General features: G+C 39.3%; 21 protein-coding genes, 2 tRNA genes, 1 riboswitch and 1 other annotated feature. Of the genes, 2 read left to right on the top strand and 21 right to left on the bottom strand.

Going from position 1 to position 26,931, the window contains the following annotated elements:
- Window positions 1-4 precede the first annotated feature (4 nt).
- From CCE82_RS07865 to CCE82_RS07835, 7 genes are all read right to left on the bottom strand, one after another.
- Window positions 5-784 (bottom strand): two-component system regulatory protein YycI, encoded by a 780-nt coding sequence (locus tag CCE82_RS07865; protein ID WP_086428857.1) that lies wholly within the window; start codon window positions 782-784, stop codon window positions 5-7.
- The gene (locus CCE82_RS07860) at window positions 781-2,118 is read right to left on the bottom strand and encodes a YycH family regulatory protein (RefSeq protein ID WP_086428856.1); all 1,338 of its coding nucleotides are present in this window, start codon (window positions 2,116-2,118) and stop codon (window positions 781-783) included. The genes CCE82_RS07865 and CCE82_RS07860 overlap by 4 nt, the downstream gene beginning before the upstream one ends.
- Window positions 2,108-3,940, bottom strand: coding sequence for a cell wall metabolism sensor histidine kinase WalK (gene walK / locus CCE82_RS07855; RefSeq protein WP_086428855.1), 1,833 nt, complete (start codon window positions 3,938-3,940; stop codon window positions 2,108-2,110). Before walK ends, CCE82_RS07860 begins: the two co-directional genes overlap by 11 nt.
- 12 nt (window positions 3,941-3,952) lie before the next feature.
- Window positions 3,953-4,654, bottom strand: a complete 702-nt coding sequence (gene yycF / locus CCE82_RS07850) for a response regulator YycF (protein ID WP_014612681.1) — start codon at window positions 4,652-4,654, stop codon at window positions 3,953-3,955.
- A gap of 150 nt (window positions 4,655-4,804) precedes the next feature.
- Window positions 4,805-5,143 (bottom strand): SdpI family protein, encoded by a 339-nt coding sequence (locus tag CCE82_RS07845; protein WP_086428854.1) that lies wholly within the window; start codon window positions 5,141-5,143, stop codon window positions 4,805-4,807.
- A gap of 435 nt (window positions 5,144-5,578) precedes the next feature.
- A tRNA-Asp gene (locus tag CCE82_RS07840) sits at window positions 5,579-5,652 on the bottom strand.
- A gap of 6 nt (window positions 5,653-5,658) precedes the next feature.
- A tRNA-Glu gene (locus tag CCE82_RS07835) sits at window positions 5,659-5,733 on the bottom strand.
- 106 nt (window positions 5,734-5,839) lie between these two features.
- Between CCE82_RS07835 and CCE82_RS07830 the strand changes: the two genes are divergently transcribed.
- A complete protein-coding gene (locus CCE82_RS07830; protein ID WP_086428853.1) occupies window positions 5,840-6,733 on the top strand; it encodes a YitT family protein in 894 nt (297 codons plus the stop codon).
- Window positions 6,734-6,920: 187 nt separating this feature from the next.
- Here the strand turns inward: CCE82_RS07830 and CCE82_RS07825 are convergent, their stop codons facing one another.
- The 10 genes from CCE82_RS07825 to hutH form a co-directional block, all read right to left on the bottom strand.
- The gene (locus CCE82_RS07825) at window positions 6,921-8,204 is read right to left on the bottom strand and encodes an adenylosuccinate synthase (protein WP_086428852.1); all 1,284 of its coding nucleotides are present in this window, start codon (window positions 8,202-8,204) and stop codon (window positions 6,921-6,923) included.
- A gap of 369 nt (window positions 8,205-8,573) precedes the next feature.
- Entirely contained in the window at window positions 8,574-9,974 is a 1,401-nt protein-coding gene (dnaB, locus tag CCE82_RS07820; protein WP_086428851.1) for a replicative DNA helicase, read from the bottom strand.
- A gap of 218 nt (window positions 9,975-10,192) precedes the next feature.
- Window positions 10,193-10,639 carry a 50S ribosomal protein L9 gene (gene rplI, locus CCE82_RS07815; RefSeq protein WP_086428850.1) on the bottom strand — a complete coding sequence of 149 codons (447 nt, stop codon included), beginning with the start codon at window positions 10,637-10,639 and terminating at the stop codon, window positions 10,193-10,195.
- Window positions 10,636-12,603, bottom strand: a complete 1,968-nt coding sequence (locus CCE82_RS07810) for a DHH family phosphoesterase (RefSeq protein ID WP_086428849.1) — start codon at window positions 12,601-12,603, stop codon at window positions 10,636-10,638. Before CCE82_RS07810 ends, rplI begins: the two co-directional genes overlap by 4 nt.
- A 4-nt stretch (window positions 12,604-12,607) precedes the next feature.
- A complete protein-coding gene (locus CCE82_RS07805) occupies window positions 12,608-13,465 on the bottom strand; it encodes a DUF2232 domain-containing protein (RefSeq protein WP_240507189.1) in 858 nt (285 codons plus the stop codon).
- A gap of 286 nt (window positions 13,466-13,751) precedes the next feature.
- A complete protein-coding gene (metX, locus tag CCE82_RS07800; RefSeq protein WP_086428847.1) occupies window positions 13,752-14,717 on the bottom strand; it encodes a homoserine O-acetyltransferase MetX in 966 nt (321 codons plus the stop codon).
- Window positions 14,718-14,799: 82 nt separating this feature from the next.
- Window positions 14,800-14,904, bottom strand: a riboswitch (SAM riboswitch).
- 66 nt (window positions 14,905-14,970) lie between these two features.
- A complete protein-coding gene (locus CCE82_RS07795) occupies window positions 14,971-15,300 on the bottom strand; it encodes an AzlD domain-containing protein (protein ID WP_086428846.1) in 330 nt (109 codons plus the stop codon).
- Window positions 15,297-15,989, bottom strand: coding sequence for an AzlC family ABC transporter permease (locus CCE82_RS07790; protein WP_086428845.1), 693 nt, complete (start codon window positions 15,987-15,989; stop codon window positions 15,297-15,299). Before CCE82_RS07790 ends, CCE82_RS07795 begins: the two co-directional genes overlap by 4 nt.
- A gap of 317 nt (window positions 15,990-16,306) precedes the next feature.
- Window positions 16,307-17,587, bottom strand: a complete 1,281-nt coding sequence (gene serS, locus CCE82_RS07785) for a serine--tRNA ligase (RefSeq protein WP_086428844.1) — start codon at window positions 17,585-17,587, stop codon at window positions 16,307-16,309.
- A gap of 73 nt (window positions 17,588-17,660) precedes the next feature.
- Window positions 17,661-17,853 (bottom strand) — a binding site (T-box leader).
- Between the two features lie 49 nt (window positions 17,854-17,902).
- Window positions 17,903-19,405 (bottom strand): histidine ammonia-lyase, encoded by a 1,503-nt coding sequence (gene hutH / locus CCE82_RS07780; RefSeq protein ID WP_086428843.1) that lies wholly within the window; start codon window positions 19,403-19,405, stop codon window positions 17,903-17,905.
- Between the two features lie 345 nt (window positions 19,406-19,750).
- On the opposite strand from hutH, the gene CCE82_RS07775 reads away from it, so the two are divergent.
- Window positions 19,751-20,566, top strand: a complete 816-nt coding sequence (locus CCE82_RS07775) for an NAD(P)H-hydrate dehydratase (RefSeq protein ID WP_086428842.1) — start codon at window positions 19,751-19,753, stop codon at window positions 20,564-20,566.
- A 280-nt stretch (window positions 20,567-20,846) separates the two neighbouring features.
- Here the strand turns inward: CCE82_RS07775 and gyrA are convergent, their stop codons facing one another.
- From gyrA to CCE82_RS07755, 4 genes are read right to left on the bottom strand one after another with little or no spacing between them, the layout of a single operon-like run.
- Entirely contained in the window at window positions 20,847-23,483 is a 2,637-nt protein-coding gene (gyrA, locus tag CCE82_RS07770; protein WP_086428841.1) for a DNA gyrase subunit A, read from the bottom strand.
- 35 nt (window positions 23,484-23,518) lie between these two features.
- On the bottom strand, window positions 23,519-25,450 hold the full coding sequence (gene gyrB, locus CCE82_RS07765; protein ID WP_420822110.1) for a DNA topoisomerase (ATP-hydrolyzing) subunit B: 1,932 nt from the start codon (window positions 25,448-25,450) through the stop codon (window positions 23,519-23,521).
- A 13-nt stretch (window positions 25,451-25,463) separates the two neighbouring features.
- Complete coding sequence (gene recF, locus CCE82_RS07760) at window positions 25,464-26,579, bottom strand: DNA replication/repair protein RecF (RefSeq protein WP_086428839.1); 1,116 nt, start codon at window positions 26,577-26,579, stop codon at window positions 25,464-25,466.
- Window positions 26,576-26,815 (bottom strand): RNA-binding S4 domain-containing protein, encoded by a 240-nt coding sequence (locus tag CCE82_RS07755; protein ID WP_086428838.1) that lies wholly within the window; start codon window positions 26,813-26,815, stop codon window positions 26,576-26,578. Before CCE82_RS07755 ends, recF begins: the two co-directional genes overlap by 4 nt.
- Window positions 26,816-26,931: the final 116 nt, after the last annotated feature.

Genomic DNA, 26,931 nt, shown 5'->3' with positions numbered 1-26,931 from the left:
CTTTCTATTGTTCAATAATTTGTGGATTGGACGAAATTGCCTCTACATAATACGTATGTGTTCCACTTTGATCTTTCACTTTGATTTCCCAGTTGGCTTGCAAGACTTGAATATTCGTCTCTTTCACCACTGTATAATAACCGAGTCGGATGTTTTCGACTTCTTGGTCACGCTTTAAGTACTGATTGTAATAAAGTGCTTCGATGGCTTTATGGGCACTAATGACTTGTCGCGGTTCATTATTCGCCCCTTTAGACGGAAGGATGTCTTCCATTGCAGACTGCTCATACGATTTGACTGTGTCGTCTTTCACATCAAAGGTCAGTTCTGCACGATTGTTATTCATAATCGGGAAGCCTTTATACGTCTGTTCGTATTTAATTTTGCCATCACTCGTATCATGATATTGATACTCGTCGCCTTTATAGATATTTTGATCGATGTACGGTTTCAAATGCGAAATAGGGTCGAGTTTCACATTGACACTTTCACTCATTTCCTTGTTCAATGTATGCCCATTATTTCGTGCTTCTGCTTTATCGCTTTTTTCCGCTTCATCTTTAAAGTCTTTCGAACGTGCTGTAATGAGCTGCATTTTCACACGGCTCACATCCGGCATATTTTTCGGCAATTTGATATTTTCTTGTTCAAAATTAACCGAATTTTCCTGTTCTGCATCACTAATTTTCGATTTACTAATTTTATCATTATACACAAAGATTAAACAAATGTTAACGAGGAGAAACACGACGATGAACAATGATTTTGCACGTTTCCAGTTCATGTCTCAATCAACTCCCCGTCTTTATATTCGTACCACTCATGATCATATTGAATGTACCAAGTCGGTATAAACTGACTGCCTTCTTGAATTTCAATACTATTTCCTGGCCCTTTAATCGGACTCATGCGATAACCGATGACCATTTGTTGGACTTTCGTAAAATCAACATCACCTTTACTGGCCAATACAGAGCGGACATCTTCCAAATCAGGCAACGATTCAGGCTTTTCACCGTTATCAATCGTCACATTCGTTTTTAATAATCCTCGACTGTATTCATATAAGCCACGTTCGCCCCACAATACACGAATTTCGTTTAACTGGTTCGGATAAAAGATAGGGCGTCCATTGAGAAACATTTGATAAATAATTTGACCTTGATCACTGTCCGCACTGAATAAGCGAAAATCATCCGTAAAGCCACCATGTTTATTAATAAAATCAAACGCACGTGGCAAGTTGACGTTCATATTACGTGTACTTCGCTCATCTTCTGATAAATTAGTATAATCGTACGTTTCACGGTTCGCATTGTAGTTCACGACGCCAGTATTGTTATTGTACGTCGTGTTCCCACTATTGGTTGTACGCACAATCGGCGTATTATCGAACAAAATCGCGTTCAAATCTTCTACATTAATACGATTAAAAATAGTTCGATACGCTTTTAAGTTTTTCGGCGCTTTCAACGCATACATGTATGTTGCTTTATTGATTGTACTACGGTTTGTCACGACATCTGAGTACGGTTCCAAGTCCGCTTTCATCTTCTGAATACGCTGTTGCACATATTTCGTATTCAAATTCGTTTCTAACTTAATCGCACGTTGATGATTCGCCTGCATGGCATAGATCACCACATGTTGTGAATCATCGACATCTAAAATCAGTCGGTTAAACTTAAAGTTTGTAGGTACTTTCGCTGGTATTTCAATAACTTCATTCAAGTACATCGACAGCGGGATGTCTGACGGGTAGTCTAATACGACGAAATGCTCGCTCAAATCACGCAATAACACGACATCGTCATTTTGAATATCCTCTACTTCAATAATGCGGTGTTTTTGAAAAACGGTCATCAGCGCATTCACATCTTTGTTCGCAGGCATCCCTTTAATATCATCTTTTTCGATATGCACGAGCTGCAGAGGCGTCACCACTTGGCTAAACGCTTTATCGTACCGCGTCCCAATTGCCTCTGTCGCATCTTTCGTATGCACATTGTCCGCATCAGTTAAGTCCGGCGAAAAATTCCAAATCATCACCGTCAACACAATACTCGATAGGACAAGGATGGCTAACACAATTGACTTAATCAATTCTCTAGTTCGCATCCCAATCACCTTCCTCAATTTTCTCACAAGGTAATGTGATGAAAATGGATGTGCCTTGTCCTTCTACACTATTGGCCCAAATACGACCGTTATGCGCTTCGACAATTTCTTTAGAGATTGCAAGACCAAGTCCTGTTCCCCCCATCTTTCTCGTACGTGCTTTATCAACACGGAAAAAGCGGTCGAAAATCTTATCTACTTTATTAATCGGAATCCCAATCCCATTATCTTTAATACGAATCGTCAAACGACTGTGGACGGGATTATGTTTCACGTGGAACTCGACACGTTTCTCACCGCGCGAATATTTCATCGCATTCGTAATGACGTTGTCGAACACTTGTGTCATCTTATCCGGATCCACTTCAGTAAATATCGTCTCTCTCGGAATATCACGCACAAACGTCGTATCTTTCGCAGCCATTTCATGTCGATTAATAATTTTGTTGATGAACATATTAAAGTCGACAATCTCTTTCGTAATCGTTTCCGTTTCATTATCCATTTTAGACAGATGTAACAAGTCATTCACCAAACGAATCATTCTCTCTGTCTCTTCACGCGTCACGGATAAAAATTGAGGGGCAATCGATTCATCACGCCATGCGCCCTCTTCCAACGCCTCGATATAACTATTCATAGACGTTAACGGTGTCCGTAACTCGTGCGAAACATTCGCCACAAATTCACGACGTTCTCGTTCAATTTGTTGTTGCTCTGTAACGTCATGCAACACTGCAATATAACCCGTCACGAAGCCAGTATCTTGCACAATTGTACTAAAGTTTACACGTGCAATAATACCTTCTTCTTCATTAATATCTAATAACACACTATCGTTATTTTCGTTTAATTCTTCAAGTGAAAACTCATCTTGTAAATTCAAAACATCAAAAATAAAGTGACCGGAGACTTCCTCTTTAGACTTCCCTAGCATTTTCAGCGCCATATCGTTAATAATACGTACGCGGCCACGTCTATCTGTCGCGATAACCCCGTCACTCATATGTGTAATCACTGAATCCAGACGACGCTTCTCACTCTCAGTATTCGCCTGTGCTTCTTGAACACGTTTAGACAAGTTGTTAAATGCAAGCGCCAACTCACCGATTTCGTCATTACCATAAATTTTCACACGTTGCGTATAATTCCCTTTAGACATCTCAACTGTCTGATTTCGCATGTCTGTAATCGGCTTCGTAATCGTACGCGCAATAAAGAAACCAAGAATCACTGTAATAATGAGCGAAATACCTGTACCCACGATGAAAATTTGATTGATATTGCTTAACTGGTCATACACTTGGTTAATATTAGACTCAATGTAAATATCACCAATCATGCCATCGCCTGTCACAACCGGCATATTTTTAACCCATACACGCTGCTTACCTTCACCGTAATCTTTCAGCACCGTATCTGAATTTTCTTGCCCAAGTGACAGTGCCTTTTGAATTGAGCTGTCATTCGCTTTTTGGTTAATAATTGTACGATTCGACTGTTTCGATGTCGCAATAATAATTTGATCTTTATCAATAAAACGAATTTCAATCATTTCATTACGATTGGCATATTCATTGAGTAAATTTTGGATATCTTTTTGCGTATTACCAGAATCACTGCCGTCTGCATATATTTTTTCAATACCGAGTTCGATTTGTTTTGCATTTTGAGAAATGTTTGTCTTAAACGTCTCGGTCATTTCTTTTTCAAGGCTATTCGTAAAGTACAGCCCAATAATTTGCATACCAATAATAATCAACAGGACATAGACAATAACAAGTTTCGTGTGAAGGGATTGAAATTGTTTTAACCACTTCATATTTGCCATCCTCTAATCATGTTGTTGCAAGAAATATCCAACACCACGACGCGTCACAATATAGTCTGGATGAGAAGGATCATCTTCAATTTTTTCACGTAAACGGCGAATCGTTACATCTACAGTACGCACATCACCGAAATAATCATAACCCCATACCGTTTGGAGTAAATGTTCACGCGTCATCACTTGTCCCATATGTTTTGATAAATAATGGAACAACTCAAATTCACGGTGCGTCAAATCAATGTCTTCACCGCGTTTTTTAATAGAATAGGCATCTGGATAAATCACAATATCTTTAATCGTAATTTCGTTTGTCTGCATATGATTTTCTTGACTTGGTTGCGTATAATGACGGCGTAAATTAGCCTTCACACGTGCAATGAGTTCACGCGTACTAAATGGTTTTGTCACATAGTCATCTGCGCCAAGCTCAAGACCGAGTACCTTATCAATCTCTGAATCTTTAGCCGTTAACATAATAATTGGCATTTCGAATTTTTTACGCACTTCACGGCACACTTCCATACCGTCTTGGCCAGGCAACATAATGTCGAGTAACACGATGTCAGGTTCTTTTTCATAGATTAAGTCGACCGCATCGTTGCCATCATATGCGACAAATACTTCATAACCTTCTTTTTTCAAATTAAATTCTAATATATCCGCAATTGGTTTTTCATCATCGACTACGACTACTTTTCTTGCCATAAAAATGACCCCATTTCTTAATAAGTACATGATATCGGTTGCTAACTGGCATAATCCTATACCTTATAATGTATCACTAAAATAAAGTGAATTCTATCTATTTAACTATTTTTCGTTTGTATGATAGGGCACAACATCAATGTATTTCGTTTATGCATCCAGCTTTTTATTGACATTGAGATAGACACTCATCAATATACCTACGAGAACTATTGATTGTATAATGATTGAAGTTACGAATAGCGTATCGTTGTCTACAATAATGAATACGATATCCGCGATACATAATATGATTGAAAATAAAGTTGTATATCCAGAAATCACCTTCATTTGACGCGCAAAAGCGACTTGAGCGATTTCCCAATTTTTTTGATTTTTCATCGATTTTCTTGTCCGAAATCCAATGAAATGATTGATTTCTTGAGGTGGGTGATGTTGGAAAACATGGGCTAATAAAAATAAAAACAAACTACTCGAAAACAGTATCATTCGCAATATCTCCTCCTTATTTCATTTGTACCATAGTCACAGTTAAACAGCTAGTCAGGATACGCATAAGGGGACTCCGTTCGAGTAGGATAAGGATATGGAGGTGGGCGATTTCTAAAAATTATAAAAGAACGCAAAAATCCCCTTACATGTCACATATGCAACACATAAGGGGTTGATTCAAACTAGTGCTTACCACCAGAAACAAAGATTGAAAGTAACAATTTAATGAATTCGATAATAGTTTTAACCATTAAAAACACCTCCTCTATACACTTTCAGTATATGCCTGATAATGATAAAAAGAGGAATTTTGCCTAAATTATGATGAACACTGCGTAGTTGTCATAACAACGTATAACAGTCATCAGTTAGGCAAGCCTAACTGTCTTAAAAACCAAAAAAAGTGCTCACCCTATTGGATGAGCACGATAGCGGTCCCGACGGGAATCGAACCCGCGATCTCCTGCGTGACAGGCAGGCGTGTTAAACCGCTCCACTACGGGACCATATCATGGTGACTCCTACGGGACTCGAACCCGTGTTACCGCCGTGAAAGGGCGGTGTCTTAACCGCTTGACCAAGGAGCCTTTCTTAAACACAAGATTGATTATAGCATCACCGAATCGGGTTGACAAGATTTTTTTCGGATTTTTTTGTATAATTTTTCATATAATGTTGTTTAGGGGGTCATTTATGGAAATTCAAGCAGAATCGAGCGTCGCTTACATAAAAGAAAAACCTAAAAAGCCACGTCAATTTATCAAAAGATTTTTCTTTATTACGTTAGGCGCAGTGTTGATGGGAGCAGCACTAGAGCTTTTCTTAGTACCGAATCAATTACTCGATGGAGGCATTGTAGGTATTTCAATTATCCTTTCCCATTTACTCGGATTCAAACTAGGGGTGTTCATCTTTATACTTAATTTACCTTTCTTCTTTTTAGGTTATAAACAAATTGGTAAAACTTTTGCAATCTCTACTTTGTATGCCATCTCTATCTTATCCGTTACTACAATTGTTTTACATCCTATCGATCCAGTGATTAGCGATAAATTTTTAGTTACAATTTTTGGCGGTGCTGTCCTAGGTATCGGTGTAGGAATTGTGTTACGTTATGGGGGTTCATTAGACGGCACAGAAATTTTATCCATTCTCGTTCACTCTAAGTTACCTTTTTCAGTGGGTGAAATCGTGATGTTTATTAATTTCTTCATCTTTGGCGTTGCCGGCTTTGTCTTCACATGGGAAAGTGCATTGTTTAGTGTTGTCGCCTATTTTATCGCTTCTAAAATGATTGATACCGTACTTCTAGGTTTTGATGAGTCGAAAGCGGTATGGGTGATTAGTGATGCTTATAAAGATATTGGAGAAGCCATTAATTCTCGGCTCGGTCGTGGCGTAACGTATTTAAAAGGTGAAGGCGCCTATACTGGAGAAGATAAGCGTGTCATTTTCTGTGTCATCACACGTCTTGAAGAAGCAAAATTGAAAGATATCGTTATGGAAATTGACGAAAAGGCATTCTTATCTATCGGTAATGTCTCAGAAGTCCGTGGCGGAAACCATCGTAAAAAAGATATTCATTAATGGTTTCATCGCCATACATCTTTTAGAGATTCATATAGATACGCAAAAAAACGCAAGCCGAAAATGGTCGATAAATGTTTTAAAACAGCATAGTTAATAAAAAAGACCGCCTCATGATGGGCAGTCTTTTTTATTATAGGTTAGTCTTACCGAAGTGTTGCCGGAAGACTTCCCTACATCTATTTAATTACCATAATTGCTCTACAACATTCGTTTGATTACGGTCTGGACCTACTGAGAAGATCGAAATGTGTACGTTACACAATTCAGAAATACGTTCTAAGTAGCGACGTGCATTGTCTGGTAATTCATCCATTGTACGTACGCCTGTAATATCTTCTGTCCATCCTGGTAATGTTTCAAAAATAGGCTCACAACGTTTTAAATCGTTTAAGTTTGCTGGGTATTCAGTGATTTCTTTACCATCTAACTCATAAGCTGTACAGATTTTCACTTCATCTAATCCTGTTAACACGTCGATAGAGTTGATAGATAAGTCTGTAATCCCACTTACACGACGAGAGTGACGTAACACAACTGAGTCAAACCAGCCGACACGACGCGGACGACCTGTTGTTGTACCGTATTCACGCCCTACTTCACGGATATGATGACCTTTTTCGTCAAATAACTCTGTTGGGAATGGGCCATCGCCTACACGTGATGTATATGCTTTACAAACACCTACAACTTTTGAAACGTTTGTTGGTCCTACACCCGCACCTACAGTCACGTTACCTGCAACAGGATTACTTGATGTGACGAATGGGTATGTCCCATGGTCGATATCTAACATCACACCTTGTGCACCTTCAAATAACACACGTTCGTCTGCTACAAATGCATCGTCTAACACTTTCGCAGTATCTGTTACGTATGGTGCAAGACGTTGACCTGCTGCATAGTATGTTTCAAAAATTTCATCAAATGATGGTGCAGCTTGTTTAAACATACCTTGGAAGTAATCATTTTTATATTCTAAATTTTCTTTTAAGCGTTGTTCGAAAACTTCTTTGTCTAATAAATCTGCTACACGAATACCAATTCTTTGTGCTTTATCTACGTATGCTGGGCCAATACCTTTTTTCGTCGTACCAATTTTGTTATCGCCACGACGCGCTTCTTCAAGTTCATCTTGTTGAATATGATAAGGTAGGATGACGTGTGCGCGGTTTGAGATGCGTAAGTTATCTGTTGCAATACCTCTTTCATTTAAACCGTCTAATTCTTTAAGTAATGCAACTGGATCGATTACGACACCATTGCCGATAACAGCAAGCTTGTCTTTATAAAAAATACCAGATGGCACTAAATGCAATTTATAAGTTTCACCGTCAAATTTGATTGTATGTCCTGCATTGTTACCGCCAGAAAAACGTGTAATCACATCTGCTTGTTCCGCTAAAAAGTCTGTAATTTTACCTTTACCTTCGTCTCCCCATTGTGTCCCAACTACTACGATTGATGACATAAGAGCACCTCCAAGTTTTCTCAATTAACCAAACTGTATTCTACCAGTATCATACCATGAATGCAAATCAAAAAACGAACATTAAAAATTGGATTGCGTGTTACCTCATTCGAGCTTCTCCAAAATAGCCAAACCCTTACAACCACGTGTCATACAAGTATTATGAAGTAATTCCACTTGTGCACCAAATCCTAACTTAGTTCAAATTTAAGAAGTTAATCCAAAGTAAAAACCGTACATTAAATATATAGTTAAATTCAACATACGGGTTTTAGCTTCAAAATAATTTTTCTTTTTTTGTTATTCCATGCAATATCACAAATAAAACGGCTGATGCTTCATGACACCAACCGCTCAATTGATATCGTATTACCCCATATCCGCATGTGCATAATCGATATCTGTAAATTTATTATATTGTTTCATAAAGTGCAGCTTCACTGTACCAGTCGGGCCGTTACGTTGCTTTGCGATAATGATTTCAATTTCACCATTTTCATCATTTGTTTGCGGTTCGAATCCACCATCATCGTCATCATCTTCCCCATCGCCACGGTTATAATAATCATCACGATATAAGAATGCAACGATATCGGCATCTTGCTCAATCGAACCCGACTCACGAATATCACTCATCATTGGACGTTTATCTTGTCGTTGTTCAACCCCACGTGATAACTGACTTAACGCAATCACTGGGCACTCTAACTCACGGGCAATCGCTTTAAGCATACGTGAAATCTCTGATACTTCTTGCTGACGGTTATCCGATGCACGTGAACCACTGCCTTGAATCAATTGTAAGTAGTCAATGACAATCATATCGAGTCCATGTTCCTGCTTTAAACGACGACATTTCGAACGAATATCCGTGATACGCACACCCGGTGTATCATCAATAAAAATTTTCGTCCGCGATAGTTTACCGACTGCGACTGTAAATCGATTCCAGTCTTCCTCAGTCATTGTCCCCGTACGTAAACGGTTCGAATCGACATTGCCCGAACTACAAATCATACGTGTCGCCAATTGGTCTGCACCCATCTCTAATGAGAAAATACCAACCGTATATTGGTCCTCATGTGTCGCTACTTTTTGTGCAATATTAAGAGCGAAGGCAGTCTTACCTACAGAAGGTCGCGCCGCTAAAATAATCAAATCATTACGGTTAAAACCTGCCGTCATCTGGTCTAAATCACGGTAACCTGTTGGAATCCCTGGCGTTTGACCACTATTTTGATCCAATTGTTCCGCATTATCATAAACTTGCCCTAATACATCACGAATATCTTTAAAGCCATCACTTTCACGTGTAGAAGACAACTCCAAAATACGACGTTCTGCATCGTTCAGCACGGTATCTAAATCTAATTCATCATTATAGCCGTCATTCGCAATACTATCCGCAGTGTGAATCAACTTACGTTTGACTGCATTTTTGAACACCACGTCTGTGTAGTATTGAATATTTCTCGTTGTCGGTACATTTGATGTAATTTCAGCAAGATATTGAGGGCCTCCCGCTTCATTCACGACCCCTTCTTGTGTGAGTCGATCCAAAACCGTCACGATATCAATATCTTTGCCATCTTCATTCAGGTCCATCATCGCACGGAAAATATGTTGATGCGCACCACGATAAAATGATTCTGGCAACAATATTTCTTGCGTGGACGACATCAATTCTGGGTCGAGAAAAATCGCTCCCAGTACAGATTGTTCCGCCTCATGACTGTGTGGCATTCGATTATGTTCATACATTTCATCCATGCCGATGACCTCCTCAATTTCATGACATATACTTAACATATTCTATAATAACCTAAACTGAATCACAATACACGATTAAGCATGTTCACAAACGCGAGGGCATATTTAGCAATCAAAGCATTACACCTCACACCAGTGTATGTACACCGCTTCACTCACTCGTATTTGTATGAAAAAAGCCGGTGACCTCTGCACCAGCTTTCTTCACAATCCTATCATTATTGCTCTACAGTATGCACACGAATCGTACCTTCAACCTCTTTATGCAGTTTCACAGGCACATTCGTATAACCTAACGCGTGAATACCGTGTGGCAATTCCATTTTACGTTTATCAATCTTAATATCATGTTGCGCTTTCAATGCTTCAGCAATTTGCTTTGTACTAATAGAACCGAACAATTTGCCACCTTCACCAGATTTTGCCTTCACTTCAACTTCAAGCTCTGCTAAACGTTCTTTCAACGCCTTCGCATCTTCAAGCTCTTGTTGTTTGTCTTTTTCAATACGTTTATTTTTTTGTTCTAATTGCTTCAAGTTACCTGGTGTTGCTTCAACGGCATAACCATTTTTGATTAAGAAGTTGTTCGCATAACCGACTGGTACTTCTTTAATTTCACCTTGTTTTCCTTTACCTTTAACATCTTGTGTAAAAATCACTTTCATGATTCGTCACTCCTATCCAATTGTTCATTAATCGCTTGTTGTAATTTTTCGATAGCCGCTTCAACAGTTACGCCCTCAAGTTGTGTTGCAGCGTTTGTAAGATGACCGCCACCACCCAATGCTTCCATCGTGAGCTGTACGTTGAATTCACCAAGTGAGCGGGCAGACATACCGACGAGATTTTCTTCGCGACGTGCGACAACATAAGCTGCTTCAACACCATCGAGACTCAACAATTCATCGGCTGCTTGGGCCACGGTAACAGGATGATAGATTTTGTCATCTGGACCATGTGCAATAGCGATACCGTTTTCTTGTAATTTCACCGTACGAATGAGCTCTGAACGGTTAATATATGTCTCAATATCATCTTTCAAGAAGTGTTGGGTCAATATCGTATCTGCACCATGCGCACGGAGATAACTTGCTGCATCAAATGTACGCGAGCCGGTACGCAATGTAAAGTTACGGGTATCGACAATAATACCTGCATACATCACAGTCGATTCTAGGCGTGTTAAGCGTTGTTCAGTCGGTTGATACTCAAGTAGCTCTGTCACGAGTTCTGCGGTAGAGCTTGCATATGGCTCCATGTAGACAAGTAACGGACTTGAGATAAAGCTTTCGCCACGACGGTGATGATCAATGACCACTTTACGATTCGCTTTATTTAAAATGTTTTCGTCAATCACCATTTCCGGTTTATGCGTATCGACCACGACAAGTGTTGTACGCGATGTCATCATATTCCATGCATCATCAGACGTTACGAAGCGCTCTTTCAACTCAGGCTTTTCATCGATTTCATCCATCACACGACGTAATGTAGGATCGATATCAGATTCATTTAACACGATATAAGCTTCCAAGTTATTCATCATCGCAAATCGTGTCACACCAATCGCTGCACCAATCGCATCTAAGTCCGGGCGCTTATGCCCCATGACAATCACTTTGTCGCCTTCTAACAAAATGTCTTTCAACGCGTGGGAAATAACGCGCGCTCTCACACGTGTCCGTTTTTCCATTGGGTCAGTCTTACCGCCATAGAAACGCACATTACCATTCATATTTTTAATGGCTACTTGGTCACCACCACGACCTAACGCGAGGTCCAGACCGGATTGTGACAATTCACCTAAGTCAATTAAGTTTTCTGAGCCTTCACCGACACCGATACTTAAAGTCAGCTGTGCACGGTAACCGACACTTTTTTCACGAAGCTGGCTTAAAATATCAAACTTTGTCTCTTCTAATTCACGTAAAATACGACGGTTCAAGTACGCGATAAATTGATCTGAACTGTAGCGCTTAAAATAAACATTATGTTCTTGCGCCCAACGACTAATGACACGTGTCACCATCGAGTTGATTTCAGAACGTTGTGTATCGTTCATATTTTGCGTAATTTCATCATAGTTATCTAAAAAAAGTGTCGCAATAATTGGTTGTTGATCATCATACGCTTGTTGAATACTCGCTTCTTCCGTAATGTCTAAGAAATATAAAATATGTTCTTTCTCTGAATAGCGGACGCGATAAGCATAAGCACCATCTTCTATTTCAATTTCTTTCGCTTTTTCGAGTTGCTTTAAAATATTCGGATACACTTCATTGATTGGATCTGAAATGACATTCCTTTCGATACGTTCTGACATGAAAGGATTGACCCATTCAATTTGGTCGTTGTCATCTAACACAATCAGACCTAATGGCATCGTTTTGACTGCACGATCACTGCCGACTGATATCTTGCCACTCAAATCATCTAAATAACGATCTAAATAACGATAGAACCGTCTAAAAATAAAGAGACTGATAATGAGCATGACAAATAACAGAATAGCAGCGATAAACGCAAGCCATTGATTAAAGAAAAAGGATAGACCTACAATGATGATTGCTGTCACGGTAATCACTAAAAAAGGCACGACCAACGCTTTCTTCATTGAATGACGATTCATCTTGTCACCTCTTATCGTTTTTTATCATACGTTTTAAATTCAATCCAAGGTCGAGTAAACCAATCAGGCGTGTCATTGGATAAAAAATCACACCGATAATGACTAAAAGCACTTTTAAAACATTAGGCATTCGTTTAATAGATGCAAAGAAATGAATAAAACTTAAACCTTGAACGACTAATAAGAAACCTAAAACGATTTGGAAATTAATGCCAATGCTGTTCGGTGTAGTGGCAGGTTGTGTTGTAATCGTTGTTAATAATGCTAATGCATACAAAATGAAAACCGAACGCTTCATTTGCCAGAAATAAAGTGGACGGAATACAGGTGTTGCCACTTTAAATTTACGCAAAATCGGGAAAATCACGAGTAATGTGATGATAGCGTAGATTGCGATAGCGACTACAATCATCCCTGGCAGTTGTATCGCAAGTTGTTGAATTGAACTATTTAAAATATCTTGTGCTTGTTGATCTAAATTCTCTAACTCAGCAGCTTGATGCACTAATGTACGGTACGGTTGTAACAGGTCATCTGCATACGGGAGTTTTTTCAAAGTTTGTAAAATCATCATCGCACTTAATGTTAAAATGCTTGCCACAAATGTGACTAAATATAGGATGCGCTCTTTAGAGGCACGTTGAATTAATAACTGACTGATGAGCATACTTAAAACTAAAATAATGATTAAGAATGTCATCACAAAAACGTTCCCTGTCAGCGTCGATAGGATAATCGCGACCAGTGCGACTAAGCCAAATGAATGTTTAGATTGATACCATAGAACGATACCTGGGATTAAACTAAAGCATGCCAAAATGACAGCTAAGCCAGGCATTACATGTATAACTAAAGTCACCACTAACAAGGCTACAATGCTGATTAGGGTTGCTTTAGGATTTATTTTCGAAAACAAAGACGCCACTTCCAAACTATTATAGTCTATAAATTCTATTTTACAGGCTTTGTAATACGAATACAATTTGCGCTACAATATCTCACGCGTCTTACAATTGGATTACAAAACTTCACATTGCTCGAACACAACAGAAAAGCTATATTTTAGCTATTATCCCTAAAATATAGCTTCTTGTCTAGTATTCTTAGTTGACGCAATTATAACAAAAATGTAACGTTTTCGTCTAAAGTTAGCGTCTAAATCGTGAAACTTTTAGAAAATGATAAAGATACGGCGCCCAATCGTTAAAATTCAATAAAAATCCATCATGCCCCACATTATCCGGCACGAAAAAATGACGATGATATTTAAAATATGTACCGAGTTGTGCCACTTGATCATCTGGATACAATAAGTCATCTGTAAAACCGAGTGTCAGCACTTTAGTGTCTAATGATCGAAACACTTTTACGACGTCATCGCGGCCATGATGAATGTCATGACTATCTAATACATCGAGCAGTGTCAAATAACATTGTAAGTCAAATTGTTCTTTAAATTTATCACCTTGATGCTTTTGATATAATACCACTTCATCAGGTGTGAAGCGGGCGTCATAACTTTTAGAGGAGCGATACGTTAAAAAGCCAAGTTGCCGTGCGATACTCAAACCTTCATCCCCTGCTAAATGAATCGCTTGTCTCGCAATTTCGTTAAATGCACGACTATAGGAAGACGTTTTTTCAGTTGCAGCTAAAATGACGGCTTTTTTCACTTCGAATTTTTGGTTATACAAAAGCTCCATAACTTGCATGCCACCTAAAGAACCACCGATGAGGATATCAATTTTTTGATGACCTAACGCTTCAATCCCTTTTTCAAGCGCGCGTACAATATCTCGCATCGTCAATTTTTCTGGAAAGTTTGAATCTGTTAAACGTGAACTAGAACCAAATGGACTACCAATCACATTAAATGTCAAAAACTGATAATCGTGAACGGGCATATAACCCCCATCAATAATTTCACGCCACCATCCGGGATGATCTTCTGTCCCATATGTAAGATGATTGCCTGTTAATGCGTGACATACCACAACAAGTGGCTGTCCAGGATAACCAACATACTCGTATCGCAGTTTCAAATTTTCAATCGTTTCGCCTGATTCCGTCGTAAATGCACCTAATGCTAATGTATCCACTTGATAATTCATCATTTTAGCCTGCCCTCCCTCTTAAAATAAAAAAGTTGTATAACCTTTGACGGCCATACAACGTGAGTAAGTCAATTTTTAAATGAACTTATCATCCACATGACGTGGTTGGTTGTAGCACCGTACTTAATGGTATAAGTGGTTGCTGAAGCGTCACTGGGCCAAATCCCTCGACTTCTCTTAATAAGCTTATTTTAATTAATGATATGCGTTATATTTCATCATACAGTAAACAAGTCATGCATGCAAATAATTGTTAGAATAATCCGATAACTCTTAATATCGCCACACTGAGCATGCCTATAATAACTGTTATCGTTAAACTTCTCGTCCATAATGCGATGATGAGCGTCGGAATGAGTGCGAGTATGAAGTTCCAATTCAATGTATACCCCATGACACCCTCTTGTTGTTGAATCAATCCGTCGACAACTAATGCAGTGAATAACGTAATCGGAATAAATGTCAGCCACTTCAACACTTTTTCAGAAAGTTCCATACGCGAAATCATCACAAAAGGTGTGATTCGAATGAGTAACGTCCCAAGTCCTGCTAAAAATATTGTCCAAAATACGTACATGCTCATCGGTCCATCACCATCCCTATCGTTGCACTTAAAGTAGAAGCTAATAAAATCGCTAAATATGAAGGCATGAATAGACTTAATAGCAACATCATGACAATCACAATGACAACTAAATAAAGATACACACGCAATTTCGTTTTTGTAATACCCTCAAATTGCGAAATCGCTAAAAAGATGAACATTGCTGTAATCGCATAGTCTAAGCCAAACACTTCTGGGTGTCGGAAGAAATCACCTAACAATGCGCCAAGTACTGTAATCAGCGCCCAAAATGAATACGCTAAAATATTTAAGCCATACATCCACTGATATGTAATCGTATGCCCTTTTGAATAAGGCGTAATCGCTACAGCAAATGTCTCATCTGTTAGTAATGAGCCTACCCCTACCCTATGTATCAAATGATCATGTTTAAAATTTGGTGCTAATGTCATACTCAATAAAAACATACGACTATTGACAATCATCGCTGTAAGTACAATGATCCAAATCGGAGTCTGTACAGCAATTAGAGCAATAATAATAAATTGCGCTGCACCTGCATAAACGAGTAAAGACAATAATAGAATTTCTAATATATTAAAACCTGATGCTACACTCACAATCCCAAACGAAAAGCCTACCCCAGCATACCCTAGTACCGTTGGGAGACAATCTTGGATGCCTTGTTTAAATGTAGTATAAGACATTGAGATTCACCCCCTTGAAAATTATTCTTATTATAGTACAAGAGATGATATTAAGCTATCAGGTCAGTCTTACCTCAAGCATCCCGAAGTCTAACCTACCGTGTAAAAACACTGTCATATCAGCCCTATTTTTGTTTTTAGAATATTAAAACAACAGGTGTGGAGGTGTGTCTTATTTTATTGTTTTTATCACTTTTTACCCTCCCCTACCCTCTTGGAATAATAAAAATTCCGCAGTCTGAACTTGAATCATCCAAACTACGGAATTGATTTTACATCTTCATCGATAAAACTGAGAACCAAGTTTTATTGTCTAATTACAGTGGTTTAATGACTGTTTGACCACCCATGAATGGGACTAACGCTTCAGGCACAGTAATTGTACCGTCTTCGTTTTGATAATTTTCTACAATTGCCGCGAATGTACGACCTACTGCCAAACCAGAACCGTTTAATGTATGTGCATATTCCGGCTTAGCATCTTTATCACGTTTGAAACGGATGTTTGCACGGCGCGCTTGGAAGTCAACACAGTTTGAACATGAGCTGATTTCTTTATAGTCATTGTAACTTGGTAACCATACTTCTAAGTCATAAGTTTTACTTGCACCGAAACCAATATCGCCTGTACATAAAATCACGCGACGGTATGGTAAGTTCAATGCCTCAAGAATCGCTTCTGCATTTGATGTCATTTCTTCTAAAGCATCCCAAGAGTCTTCAGGTTTTTCGATACGTACCATTTCAACCTTATTGAATTGGTGAAGACGAATTAAGCCTCGTGTATCACGGCCCGCTGATCCCGCTTCACTTCTGAAACATGCTGATTGACCTGTAAACTTAGCAGGTAAGACGCCCGGCTGTACAATTTCGTCTCTGTAGTAGTTTGTTAAAGGCACTTCTGCAGTTGGAATTGTGTATAAACCTTCTTTTTCTACTTTAAATAAGTCTTCTTCAAATTTAGGCAATTGACCTGTACCGTACATCGCTTTTGCATTGACTAATTGAGGGACCATCATTTCGCGGTAACCGTGTTGTGTCGTATGCATCGTAATCATAAAGTTCATTAAAGCACGTTCTAATTTAGCACCATCATTTGTTAAATAAACAAAGCGCGCGCCAGAAACACGTGCAGCACGGTCAAAGTCTGCCATTTCTAATGATTCTACTAAATCCCAGTGTGCTTTTGCTTCAAAGTCGAACTCACGTGGTGTACCCCATCTTTTAAGTTCTACGTTATCAGAATCATCTTCACCTTCAGGCACATCATCGTGAATCAAGTTTGGAATACGTGATAAAATATCATTTAATTTCGTGTCCGCTTCTTTTAATTGCGCATCAATATTTTTAATTTTTTCGCCTACTTCACGTTGCGCTTTAATCGCATCATCCGCATTTTCTTTATTACGTTTCTTTTCAGCAATTTGTTGAGATGCTTTGTTACGTTCTGCTTTTAACTCTTCAGTTTGTTGTATGTAATCACGGCGTTGTTGGTCTAACGTTAATACTTCATCTACAACTGCAGGATCCATTTGACGTAACGCGATTTTCTCCTTAACTCTCTCTGGTTCATTTCTGAATAATTTAATGTCTAACATAAGTCGACTTCCTTTCATAAAATAGATTAAAATTTAAGGAGGATGACTCAAAATAAAAAACCACATCCCTCACACAAGGGACGTGGTTTGACGTGTTGCCACCCTATTTAACAGACAGAATACGCCTGCACTCTCACAAAAGTTAACGGTTTCACCCGAATTGTTTTCAAATGTGGGTAGATTTCGTATAGGTCTGTACATTTGTTTTCACCAACCACAAACTCTCTAATTCCATATCTATACTACTTAATCCACAAACAATTATTGATTTCAATTTCACATTTAATATAACAAAGAAATTTTCGATTAGCAAGCTTATTTCTGATACGCCAGATTTTTTAAATATTTAGCCACATTTTCTATATCTTGATGAAAAGGTCTATCTTCTTGAATCGATGGCACCACTTTGCGCAATGCTTCGTACTGTTCACGTGTTTTTGGCGACAATTGCTCAATACCTCTTATTTCAACCGCTTGTGAAGCTATAATCGCTTCTATCGCAATGACGCGACGTGTATTTTCTAAAATTTGATAGCCATGACGTGACGCAATCGTTCCCATTGAGACGTGATCTTCTTGATTGGCTGACGACGGAATCGAATCGACACTTGCCGGATGCGCTAATGTTTTATTTTCTGATACAAGACTCGCTGCCGCATATTGCATAATCATGGCACCACTTTGTAAGCCGGGCTCAGGACTTAAAAAGGCAGGGAGACCGCCATTTAATTGCGGATTGACTAAACGTTCAAGACGACGTTCAGCCACGTTTGCCAACTCACTTGTCCCGAGTTTTAAGAAATCTAATGCGAATGCGACCGGTTGCCCGTGGAAGTTACCGCCAGAAATGACTAACGTTTCATCCCCTTCGTTAAAAATAAGTGGATTATCATTTGCTGCGTTCATTTCAAATTCTAACTTTTCACGAACGTAATTAAACACTTGGAAGCTAGCACCATGAATTTGCGGAATACAACGTAATGTGTATGGATCTTGTACACGCATTTCACCTTGTCGCGTCGTGAGTTTGGAACCAGCAAGCCAGTCTGACATCCGTCTCGCAACAGCCGTTTGTTCTTCAAAATTTCGTACTTGATGGACCGCTTCATGATAGGCATCTGTAATACCATGTAACGCTTGATGTGTTAATGCCGCAATCCATTCTGCTTGATAGGCTAAATTTTCAGTTTCTATCCATGTCATAACTCCTTGCGCTGTCATCGCTTGTGTACCATTAATCAGTGCTAATCCTTCTTTCGCTTGTAACGTTAAAGGCTGTCGATTCAACTGTTTTAAGACGTCCGAGCTGTCTAAAACTTCCCCTTGATACTCGACTTTTCCTTCACCAATTAACGCTAACGCAAGGTGTGAAAGTGGGGCTAAATCACCCGAAGCACCGAGAGACCCTTGTTGTGGAATGACAGGAATGATACGCTGATTGATAAAAAATACCAATTGATCCACTAAGTCCATCGTCACGCCTGAATGACCTTTCAACAAAGTGTTTAAACGTAAAATCATCATCACTAGCGAAACATGTGTTGCAAAAGGGTCACCTATACCACACGCATGTGAACGAATTAAATTGACTTGTAATTGATTATACTTCTGCTGATCAATCAGCACATCACTAAACAAACCAAATCCTGTCGTAATACCATATACGGTCTCTTTATTCGCAATGATCCGTTCTACTATGGCCCTACTTCTTTCTACGCGTGCTATGGCTTCCTCAGTCACTTCCACCTTATCATCGTGTGCTAAAAACTGACGTATCGCTTCAATGGTCAACTGTTCTCCTGATAAACGTAATGTCATTGTTATCCTCCCATCCCTAATTACACGAAAAACACGTGATACTCAAAATACCTATTTCTTTCAAGTATAGTGTCAGGAAAGCGTTTTCACAACACTTTGGTCAAAACTCGTAATATGGTATCAGATTAATCTTTTAACGCATTAAACGAGTTCATTTAAATAAAGATACTTTTTCAAAAAAATAAAAGTGTTACGAAATGGGGGAGCATGCACAGCTGCCCACTTTTGCATAGGGCTATTAAAAATGGTCGACGTGAAACCTTTGAATTGCTATTGACGAACAGACGAACCAGGTATAATATATCTTGTTGTAATAATGGAAATTCCAGATAGGAGGTCTCAAACGTGAAAACATTGTCAGCTGTTCACATTCCTAAACGTAAGGATGACACACATAAAGGTGACTACGGGCGTATTCTGTTAATTGGTGGCAATGCCAATCTAGGTGGCGCAATCATGTTAGCTGCACGCGCTTGTGTTTATAGCGGAAGTGGCTTGATTACAGTCGCAACGCATCCAACAAATCATGTCGCGCTACATTCTCGTTGTCCTGAAGCAATGGTCATTGACATCAATGATACAAAAAAACTGACGAAAATGATTGAAGCTTCTGATTGTATTTTAATCGGACCAGGTTTAGGGTTAGATTTTAAAGGTAACAATGCGATGACATTTTTACTGCAAAATATTCAACCCCACCACACTTTAATTGTTGATGGTGATGCGATTTCAATCGTAAGCAAACTCAAACCTGAAATTCCAGCTTGCAATGTCATTTACACACCACATCAAAAAGAGTGGGAGCGTTTGAGTGGCATTCCGATTGAGGAACAAACGTATGAAACAAACCGTGCTGCAGTCGACCGTTTAGGCGGTATTGTTGTACTCAAAAAACACGGTACTGAAATATACTTTGAAAATGATGCATACAAGCTAGAAGTCGGTACACCAGCCATGGCAACAGGCGGTATGGGGGATACACTTGCTGGCATGATTACAAGCTTTGTCGGTCAATTTGACAACGTTATCGATGCGATTACAAGTGCGACTTATGCGCATAGTTATATTGGAGATAAGTTATCAAAAGATATGTATGTCGTGCCTCCATCAAAAATTATTGATGAAATCCCTTATGCGATGAAACAACTTGAAGAAAAATAATTTTTTACGAAGTGTAGGAAGAAAGACTCGGAAACCGCGATGTTATCCGAGTCTTTTTGTTTTATTTAAGAAATACATGCCATACGTCTCTGAAAAATCATTAACAACCCATGCAATAAACGTGGACGACTAGGTGATTTACAGCATCAGTACCTAAGAATGCGAATCCTCAATTTGTCATCCATTCAGTTACAATGTACAAAGTTGGTTCAGCAATCTGACGATAAAAAGGCGATGATCTCTAGAATTACACGAGACCATCGCCTTTTTAATTTATATATTATTCATCTTCATTTTCAATATCTTCATTCACGCGATCCATAAAGTCTTCTCTTAACATTTCGCGCTCTGTCGGTACTTCGGGTTCTGGCGCTTCGGTATGAATCGTATCGCCAGGTGTCGCATCATCTACAACCACTTCTGAATCACTGTGAGACTCTGATGCCTCCACATTTTCTTCCGCTTCGATATCTTCTGGCTCTTTCTTCACTTTTGCGACTGTAGACACATATTGCTCGTCTTCTAAACGAATGAGACGAACCCCTTGTGCCATACGACCATTCACAGAAATATTAGAGACTTCCATACGGATGATGACACCTTGGTTTGTCACAACCATTAAATCTTCATCACCTTCAACGGTTGTAATACATACTAAGCGGCCATTACGTTCTGTAAGTTTCGCTGTTTTCACACCCATACCGCCACGGTTAGACAGACGGTAGTCTTCTATCGATGTACGTTTACCGTAACCTTTTTCAGTTACAACTAAGATTTCGTCTTTATTATTATCATCGGCAACGTCTAAACCAATGACTTCATCACCATCTCTTAAACGAATACCTTTCACCCCAGCAGCAATACGGCTCATTGCACGTACATCTGTTTCTTTAAAGCGAATGAGTGAGGCTTGAGCTGTACCGATGAGAATATGTTTATCACCATCAGTTAAACGAACAGCAATGAGTTCATCATCATCACGGAACTTAATCGCGATTTTACCGTTACGATTAATACGATTAAAGTTGCTTAAAGCTGAACGTTTAATCAGACCTTTTTTCGTTACGAATACGAGGAAGTCTTCTTCAGAGTCTAAGTCCTTAACCGCAATCATCGTACTGATCACTTCATCTTGATCCAACTCAATCGCGTTGACAATTGGAATCCCTTTAGACTGACGGGAGAGTTCCGGTACTTCATAACCTTTAAGTTTGTAGACACGGCCTTTGTTTGTAAAGAACAGCACATGGTCGTGTGTACTTGTCGTCACTAACTGACTCACGAAATCATCTTCAAGCGTATTCATACCTTGAACACCACGACCGCCGCGATTTTGCGCACGATACGTTGAAGCAGGAAGTCGTTTAATGTAGTTGTTATGGCTTAATGTGATGACGATTTGCTCTTCTGGGATTAAATCTTCATCTTCTAATTGATCAATACCACCGAGTTGAATTTCAGTACGTCGATCATCGCCAAACTTCTCCTTAATCTCAGTCAATTCTTCACGGACAAGTTCTAATAGCTTTTCTTCATCCGCCAAAATCGCTTCTAATTCAGCGATGTACGCAATCAAGTCATTATACTCTTGTTCAATTTTATCGCGTTCTAAGCCTGTCAGACGTCTTAAACGCATGTCTAAAATGGCTTGTGCTTGACGTTCTGAAAGGGCAAAACGTGACTGTAAGCTTTCCATCGCAACTTTATCTGTTTCTGATTCACGAATGATTGTTATAATCTCATCAATGTGATCCAGTGCAATTCTTAAGCCTTCAAGAATGTGCGCACGATCTTTTGCTTTACGTAAGTTGTATTCAGTACGACGACGTACGACTTCTTTTTGATGCTCTAAGTAATGATAAAGTGCTTGCTTCAAGTTAATCAATTGTGGGCGTCCATTGACTAAAGCAATCATGTTAACGCCAAATGATGTTTGAAGTGGTGTTTGTTTATATAAATTATTTAAAATAACGCTCGCATTCGCATCTTTACGCACATCAATCACAACACGCACTCCTGTACGTAAGCTCGTTTCGTCACGTAAATCTGTAATGCCGTCGATTTTTTTATCGCGCACTAACTCCGCAATTTTTTCAATCATACGCGCTTTATTCACTTGGAATGGAATTTCTGTCACGACAATACGCTCACGACCACCACCACGAGATTCGATTTCGGCTTTAGCTCTCATAATGACAGAACCGCGACCTGTTTCGTAAGCACGTCGAATACCACTCTTACCTAGAATCAACCCGGCAGTCGGGAAGTCTGGGCCTTGAATGTCTTCCATTAATTCACTAATTGTAATGTCTGGATTATGACTTAAACTTAACACACCATCGATGACTTCACGCATGTTGTGTGGGGGGATGTTTGTTGCCATCCCAACCGCAATACCTGATGCACCGTTGACGAGCAAGTTAGGGAAACGTGATGGTAAGACACTCGGTTCACGCTCGTTACCATCATAGTTATCGATAAAATCAATCGTATCTTTATTGATGTCGCGCAATAATTCTAGTGCAAGCTTCGTCATACGTGCTTCTGTATAACGCATTGCCGCGGCACCATCACCATCCATTGAACCGAAGTTACCTTGACCATCTACAAGTGGATAACGATAGCTGAAATCTTGTGCCATACGTACCATTGCTTCATAAATTGACGAGTCACCATGTGGATGGTATTTCCCCATTACATCCCCTACGATACGGGCAGATTTTTTATATGGCTTATCAGGGGTCATCCCTTGTTCATTTAGGCCATACAAAATACGACGATGTACTGGTTTAAGTCCATCTCTTACGTCTGGCAAAGCACGAGATACGATAACACTCATCGCATAGTCTAAAAACGATTCGCGCATCTCTTTGCTGATATTACGTTCATTAATTCTTGATTCAGATGTTTCAGCCATCAAGATATCCTCCTTCTCATTTTCCAATTCTCATTCTAGAAATCCAGGTTGGCGTATACGGCGTTATCTTCAATGAACTGACGACGATTTTCAACGACATCGCCCATCAACATTTCAAAAGTTTGGTCTGCTTCAATCGCATCATCCAACGTCACTTGTAACATCGCACGGTTTTCTGGATTCATTGTTGTCTCCCATAACTGATCCGCGTTCATCTCACCTAAACCTTTATAGCGTGCAATAGACCATTTCGGCGTTGGGTTCAGTTTTTCTTTGAGTTTATCAAGCTCACGGTCATTAAACACATAATACTTTTGCTTACCTTGCGTCAATTTGTACAACGGTGGCTGTGCAATATACACATAACCCGCTTCGATTAACGGACGCATAAAGCGATAGAAGAACGTCAGTAATAACGTACGAATATGCGCACCATCGACATCCGCATCAGTCATAATGACAATTTTGTGATAGCGTGCTTTCGAAATATCAAATTCGCCACCGATACCTGTACCAAAAGCGGTCACCATTTGACGAATTTCATTGTTGTTTAAAATTTTATCTAAACGTGCTTTTTCAACGTTTAAAATTTTACCACGCAATGGCAAAATAGCTTGTGTACGCGAGTCACGGCCTGATTTTGTAGACCCCCCGGCAGAGTCACCCTCTACTAAGAAAATCTCACTTTCAGACGGATCTTTACTTGAACAGTCAGCCAATTTCCCTGGCAAACTTGAAATATCTAAAGCAGATTTACGACGTGTCACTTCACGTGCTTTTTTCGCAGCAATACGTGCACGTGATGCCATAATACCTTTTTCTACAATGATGCGTGCCACTTGTGGATGTTCAAATAAAAAGCGTTCAAAAAGCTCTGAGAACACACGATCAACAATTTGACGGACTTCAGAGTTTCCTAATTTTGTTTTCGTTTGACCTTCGAATTGTGGATCGCCATGTTTAATCGACACGACTGCTGTTAAGCCTTCGCGTGTATCTTCACCTGACAAACGTTCTTTGTCTTCTTTGATTAATTTACTTTGGGCACCATAATTATTGAGTACTCTCGTTAAGGCACGCTTGAATCCATCTTCATGCGTCCCACCTTCATACGTATGGATATTGTTTGCATAAGTCAACAAATTAGTCGCAAAACCACTGTTGTATTGTAGTGCGATTTCGACTTCAATATCGTCACGCGTTTGATGGACGTAAATCGGTTCATCGTGTAAAGGCTCTTTATTTTCGTTTATAAGCTCCACATACGACTTAATTCCACCTTCATAGTGGTAACTATCCTCACGCACATTTTCGTCGTCACGTTCGTCTGTGAGCGTAATACGGATGCCTTTATTTAAAAATGCTAATTCACGAATACGTTTTTGTAATGTTTCGTAGTTATAAACGGTTGTCTCTTGGAAAATCGTACCGTCAGCTTTAAAACGGATGACTGTGCCTGTTTGATCCGTGTCGCCCACTTGTTTTAAATCAAAAGCCGGTACCCCTTTATGATACGCTTGATGATGAATGCGCCCTTCTCTATGAACGTACACTTCTAAAGTTTCACTTAAGGCGTTTACTACAGATGAGCCCACACCGTGTAAACCACCCGATACTTTATAACCACCGCCGCCGAACTTACCACCAGCGTGTAATACTGTCAAAATAACTTCGACTGCAGGACGCCCCATTTTTTCTTGAATATCAACAGGAATTCCGCGTCCATTATCCGTAACTTTAATCCAATTATCCTTCTCAATGACTACTTCGATGTTATCAGCATATCCTGCAAGAGCTTCGTCAATACTGTTATCGACAATTTCCCAGACGAGATGATGCAGACCGCGTTCTGAAGTTGAACCAATATACATACCTGGTCGCTTACGTACCGCTTCAAGACCTTCTAATACTTGAATCTGACTCGCGCCATAGTTTTCTGAGTTGTTCACATCAGCCAATACTTCCACCTTCACTTTCTGCCTATTGCTTTATATTTCCTTGTTCGATTCGATATACTTTTGCGTCTTTCATAATTTCATGATCAATACCATCTACTGACGTGGTCGTTACAAAAGTTTGTACTTTATGTTGAATGGTGCTCAAAAGATGCGTCTGACGTGCATCATCCAACTCACTTAAAACGTCATCAAGTAATAAAATGGGGTATTCCCCCACTTCCTGATTCATTAATTCTATTTCTGCTAATTTTATCGAAAGTGCTGTTGTGCGTTGTTGGCCTTGAGAGCCGTAAGTTTGTGCATCCATGCCGTTCACTTGAAATGCTAAATCGTCACGGTGCGGCCCATATAAGCTGACACCTCGCTCAATTTCACGTTCCATATGACGTTGCACATCTTCTAGCACTTGTTGAATTAAGACGTCCTCAGACTGCGAGACGTCTTCTATTTTGATGCTTGGTAAATATTGGAGTGTCAATGTTTCTCGTTTATTTGTAATGCCAGAATGAATCGGCGCGGCAAGCAATTCTAATTCTTTGATGAATTGCTGCCTGCGCTGAGTCACTTTCACTGCATATTCCACAAATTGATGATTCAATACTTCAAGCATCGTTTTATTTTGTGTCTTTTTGAGCTGTAGTTCCTTTAAATAATGATTACGTTGCTTTAAAATGCGCTGATATTGTGATAAATCATTTAAATATAAACGCGAAATTTGACCGAGCTCCATATCAATAAAACGTCGTCTCACTTGTGGTGCTCCTTTGACGATATTTAAATCTTCCGGGGCAAAGAGGACGACATTCAAATGGCCAATATACTGGGTCAAACGACTCTGTTCTAAATGATTCACCTTTACTTTTTTACCTTTTTTCGTAATAAACATCGTGAGCGGCATCATACCATGACGAAAATTAAGCTCACCTTCTATTTTAGCATACTCAGCATTAAAGCGAATTAATTCCCTGTCATTCGTTGTCCGGTGACTTTTAGCAAGAGCCAAAGTATAGATCGATTCTAATAAATTCGTCTTACCTTGTGCATTTTCGCCAATCAGGATATTGACCTCAGGGTGACAATCAAGGCTTATCTGTTCATAATTTCGATAATTTTCTAATTGGAGTGTTTTGAGTTTCATTGCTCACCGAATTTAACGATGTATGAACCTACTTCAGGAATGTCTAATTGATCGCCATCTTGCAACTTCTTGCCACGACGCGTTTCCAATTCGCCATTTAAGAAGACCTCATATTCGCTTAAGAACCATTTTGCTTGGCCCCCAGATTCAATAATGCCTTCATAATTTAAAAATTGTCCTAAAGTCAGTGCGCCATCAACGATTACTTCCTCAGCCAAATTCATCACTCCATTCATATTTGCTCACCTATATATTATACATTTTTATTGCGAAAATTTCATGCTCTAGAAAGGATTTTTCACCTAAAAGTTTCATGTGGAACATCTCGTTCTGACTCAAATGATGAATTGCG

The organism is Staphylococcus cornubiensis, assembly GCF_900183575.1.
GTDB lineage: Bacteria > Bacillota > Bacilli > Staphylococcales > Staphylococcaceae > Staphylococcus > Staphylococcus cornubiensis.
The sequence above is the reverse complement of the archived record's forward strand: the minus strand, read 5'-3'. Positions and strand labels throughout refer to the sequence as shown.